General features: G+C 37.2%; 5 protein-coding genes. All 5 read right to left on the reverse strand.

The window, feature by feature from the left end; translation table 11 throughout:
- Positions 1-227, reverse strand: a 227-nt coding sequence (locus tag ABYK33_RS13755; protein WP_373033852.1) for a hypothetical protein, incomplete at its 3' end; no start/stop codon positions are given.
- A 175-nt stretch (positions 228-402) separates the two neighbouring features.
- Positions 403-1296: a bacteriophage abortive infection AbiH family protein gene (locus ABYK33_RS13760; protein WP_373033853.1), complete on the reverse strand. Its 894-nt coding sequence runs from the start codon at positions 1294-1296 to the stop codon at positions 403-405.
- Positions 1297-1390: 94 nt separating this feature from the next.
- Positions 1391-2476, reverse strand: a complete 1086-nt coding sequence (locus tag ABYK33_RS13765) for an HNH endonuclease family protein (RefSeq protein ID WP_373033854.1) — start codon at positions 2474-2476, stop codon at positions 1391-1393.
- A 3-nt stretch (positions 2477-2479) separates the two neighbouring features.
- Complete coding sequence (locus ABYK33_RS13770; RefSeq protein WP_373033855.1) at positions 2480-3499, reverse strand: adenine-specific methyltransferase EcoRI family protein; 1020 nt, start codon at positions 3497-3499, stop codon at positions 2480-2482.
- Between the two features lie 135 nt (positions 3500-3634).
- Positions 3635-4612 carry a 5'-nucleotidase gene (locus tag ABYK33_RS13775; protein WP_373033856.1) on the reverse strand — a complete coding sequence of 326 codons (978 nt, stop codon included), beginning with the start codon at positions 4610-4612 and terminating at the stop codon, positions 3635-3637.
- Between the last annotated feature and the right edge of the window lie 315 nt (positions 4613-4927).

Below are 4927 nucleotides of genomic sequence, written 5' to 3' on the forward strand. Positions count from 1 at the left end.
AAGTCATACCAGCCGCCCGTGTTGTTGACCTCATAGACGGAGACGTTCTCATTGAAGATATGGATGATGAGGGTAATAAAAGAGATCATCCCATGCCAAAGCCCATACCAGAACCCGGCAGGTTCTACCTGCACGAACTGCACGTCACCGGCGGTGCAGGCCGTAAAGAGGAAGAGCAGGGGGAGCAAGAGCAGTGTTGTGTATAATTTGGGGCTTTTCAGTGTCATAGGAACTCCTTTTGAAAGGTTCGGTGTTACTTGGGTCGCGACTGACCAGATGCTGTGATTATGCGATTTGTTAATAATATATCGTAATCGGGGTTGTCAGTCAACAGCACATAAACTATGAGAAGGGAAGTTTTAGATTGAGTAATAGATGTATGGATGTATTAGTTGGCGAAATTTATGATTCTTGTATAGTCGTAAGTACTGTTTGTATATTATCAATAGAACAAAGTGTAATTTGGTTTGGGATAATGCCCCATTTTTTTAATTGTCTCAAGTGACTTTTCCCTTCGTCCTCTGAATATTGACTAATAATCCATTTTTTACTTTTGGTTATCTCATATATTTTTTTAAAATAGGGCATATCAATATCATTTAATGAATGGCCCAAGACGATAACAATTTCTATGTCATTTAGACTTTTAAAGTAACTTTTATTTTGGTTTAGAATGTCATTGACCGGCTTCTGAAAAGCGAAAAATGGATATAGGGATGCACCTTCAGCATCAGAGAACATAGTACGATTGCTATTACCATCATTATCAAACTCTGGCTCTATTTCTTTTGACTCACCATGACCAAAAATGAGTTGATCATGGTTACTAACGCTTCCATGAATATGAAATGTATAATCATCCTCTATCCTGTAGATCATTTGAAGAAGAGGTGTGTAATTAAATGATAAGAATCGTCCTGATGATTCAAAGTAAAACTTTTCTTTGGCATTTTCAACTGGTATTGATTCAATCCATTCTCGAAATTGATATCGTATGTCATTTACTAAACTGTCAGCTTTATCTTTTAATTCATCTTCAAGGCCGAATACCATACTCGGTTTGAATGATTCATCTAAAGGATCAATTAGATTATGGTTATCATAGAATCTATCAGTATCAAATTTACCTAGATACGCTTCAAAATCGTGCCATGGGTTTTCGGTAGTAAGGTCAGCATCTAAATATTGCTCTAGCTCGTCTAGATGGTCTTCTGAAAACTTATGGAAGTCGGTGTATTTCGTAGGTAAATCATGCCATAAATCAAATCCGTTGCCAATAATATACAAAACTTCCACGTTTCTATTTCCTTCTTTATGTCAGGTTGTTATTAGTGTGTGAGATTGAGGTACGCATTCCCAAGTACAACTTGAAACGAGGAATTACGCAATTCTATTTACCAGACTTTCTCCGATTACATTCCTTACATAACATCTGGCAGTTTATTTCATTAGTTTTCCCGCCTTCGTGCCAAGGTGTAATATGATCGGCTTCCATCTGACTCAAGTCAAAATGTTCATTACATACTGTACAAATACCTTTTTGTTTTTCATAAACTTTTTGTTTTATAGCATCAGAAAAGGCGCGGATAGAAAGATATTTTTCTTTACGAGTCAAAATATAAGGATAGATGCCTTTTTTATTGGTTACATCATCATCAAGAATTAATACAGCAGTTTCTTCTTCTATTTTCTTTGGATCAAATATTTCATCTTTGTATTTATTGTACAGGTCACCCCAGTTCACACCTTTCATGTACTTGGTTCTTTTTTTTGTAAACGTTGCTCCAACCCAAGTAATTACGTCTTGAAAGTATCTCCACAATGCACTAGCATTCGGATCATGTTGATGCTTTGCCATATATTCTTCAATGTCATCTTCACTAATCCATCTTATCGCTGTTTCTAAATAATCTTGTCTAATTGGTGAACCATTGAGATAATCGCTTCCGATACCATACGCAGCACAACTGCTTTTACTAAAATATCTTTTTGCATCTGAAACCCAGGCGCCTGAGTACACCGCATTTCGCAATTCCTGGTCAGTCAGCTTTTCACCTGCTATATTGATTGTTTTAAACCATTTCAGCTTTTCACTGTCCGTGCCGCTGCACAAATAGACCATAAGCTTGTAGTCCATGATCTGCTCTTGCTCATCGCTTTGCAAGTTATGGAAATACCTGCCATTGAAAGCAAAGTCTCCCTCAATGTACTGGCAGGTCGAAATAGTACGTTGCTGACCGTCAATAACTTCAAAGTTTCCATCTTCTCGGACGGCCCAGTACATGACATTAAGTGGAAATTCCTGTTTGATAGTATCAATTACAGCATCACGTTGCTTATCTTTGTAGATAAACTCCCTCTGGTAGGGTGGCCGAATATCTAGCTTACCGCCGTAACCCAAAACGCCACCTTCTTCGTTGTCTTCATAACTCTCGGTGAGCTCGCGTACAGTAATTTCTCTAAGTACAATATTCATTATTTAATCCTTCTTTTTCCTTATTACAAGACGATGGTACAAACGTCGGTAAGTACCATCGCCATTATCTAGATAAAAACTTGGCCCACCTTGTTGATAAGTGCCTTTTTCTGCAAAATTTGACATTGGCTTTCCAAGTTCCCTGCTTGATCCAATAATTTCAAATTGATCTGGGTTGTATTTGTCTAGAAAAGTTATGGGCACTCCCATGACACCCTCGTAATCCATAGGAATGTCCTTTGTCTTGCTGACCTCAATTGCATCAAAATTTACGTAGGTCGGATACTCTTCAGGGCTATAAGTTTTATAGAGAATCAAGTTCTCATGACGTTTTGTGATGTCTAAATTGGTGAACCAAGTGACACCAGATACCCTCACCATCCCTTCTATACGATCACTTGCAGTTGCATGGTCCTCATAGTGAGTAATAAAATGAGCTGCACCACCTTTAAACCCGTGACCAAGCCAGATTTTATTTTCCTTAATGAGGCTGAAAATTCCTTTATATGTTAAAGCATTTTGATGTCCTATAATTATAAACTTTTTGTCGTGATCAATCAGCTGTGCAACATATTCGCGAAACAGTGAAAACGGCGGGTTTGTGACTATGATATCGGCCTGCTTCAGCAGCTCAATACTTTCTTCGCTTCGAAAATCACCGTCACCCTTTAGCTGCTTGATACCAATTTCCTCAGGGTCTGGCTCGTGATTGCCGTTCTTATCTCCATCATATTCCAGATAGATAGCTTCTTCAGAGTTGTTTTCACTGAACAAATTCATGTCAGCATTTTGGTAGCAGGTTGTTATGAGCTTCTTAAGACCTAGCTTCTCAAAGTTGTATGAGAAATAATGGAAGAAATTACTAACTCGTGGATCGTCACAGTTACAATACACAACTTTGTCCTTGAAATGCTTTTTGTAGTGCTTTAACTCTCGCTCAATGTCTGAGAGTTGGGTATAAAATTCGTCTTTCTTTGAACTTTTCGCTTTCTGAAGATTCTGATTTTTTGTTTTTACAGTCATTTAAGTTCCAGTTATCATTTATTTTGAATTTAATATTCGTTACAGCGCAGTTTAACATCTTTAAGTTAGCAATTTAAAAAGCCACTCGCGTTTTTTGACAAGTTGTTATATTCTTCACTACTAAGGCTGTAATAATTAATGCAATTTTTCCTTAAATTGATTATGTAGTTGTAACGGAGAAGATGAAGGATACAGAACTTTTCCTGATGGAACTACTAATGAGGATGTTTGTAAATGATCATCTTGATCATCGAAAAAGATATGGGCTTTGAAGGCTTTTAGAATGTTGCTTTTTTCTATCCCGCCAAGGAAAAAAACCTCATCAACGTAAACACCCCAATGTCTTAATGTCTTAATAACTCTTAAATCAGATGGACTATTTCGAGCTGTCACAATGGCAATTCTTACAGGTGAAAATTCAACTTTCATAGGTAAGCGTTCTTGTAATCTTGATAATTTTTTTAAGAAACTAGCGAACGGACCTTCATTCATAGGAACATCCTGGGCATTGTTTTCATTTTCATGAAATGCCTGCATCCCTTGTTGTTTATAGACCAATTCACTGGATTCATCAAATAAAACAGCATCTCCATCAAAAGCAATTCTAACCTGACCTTCCGGTATATCACATTTATATTCAGGAGGGATTGATAAAACAGCAGAAGCACATGCTCGACTGTCAATAACCTTTTGTGCATCTGACTCATTAGTCGTCAAAAATAAATCCACATCAAAGGCTTCTAAATAGTCTGCACCAGATTCACCTGCCGTAAAAGCTGAACGAGTGATTTCTAAACCAATTTGCCTAATCGCATTTAATACTCTCACGCCTGTTTCAGCACTGTTCCTAGACATAATGACTACTTCTACTAATGGAGCTTCATCTTTCTTTTTGTACTGGTTGAGATTTAATAGCGCCTTAACAAGTGGGAACCCAATACCTTCGTCCAGCGGGTCTTCTTCATGCTTAAGCATATATTCTCTGTAATTTTCTATAGCTCTGTCAGGATCTTTTGCAAACTCTTCTCGAAATAAATTATCTGCTTCGGACAAATCAAACAGTGCCGTAGCCGATATACCAATTACTAATGTGTCTTTCAAATTAAACGGCATGAATGCCCTTTCATAACAGAGGTATCTACATAATTAATCGTAATTCTATACAACTAAGCCTTAAACGTGTTCTTGGCAGAACTTATGAAATGTTGTAAAAAAATGTTATTAGATTATAGACTGTCATATTTAGGTTGAACAGATAGTAAGTGATTTCGAATTTTATAGACGTTTTAAACGACAAAAAAGCCCCTAAAACCGCCAAGAAGAACACAACTTGCATACCCTGAACCAGACTTTCAGAGTCAAAACAGACAAGGAAAATTTATGGGAATCCCACAACCAGCTTTTTATATGATGAAATGCCAACAATCT

Source organism: Sulfurovum sp. (genome assembly GCF_041562805.1).
Classification (GTDB): domain Bacteria; phylum Campylobacterota; class Campylobacteria; order Campylobacterales; family Sulfurovaceae; genus Sulfurovum.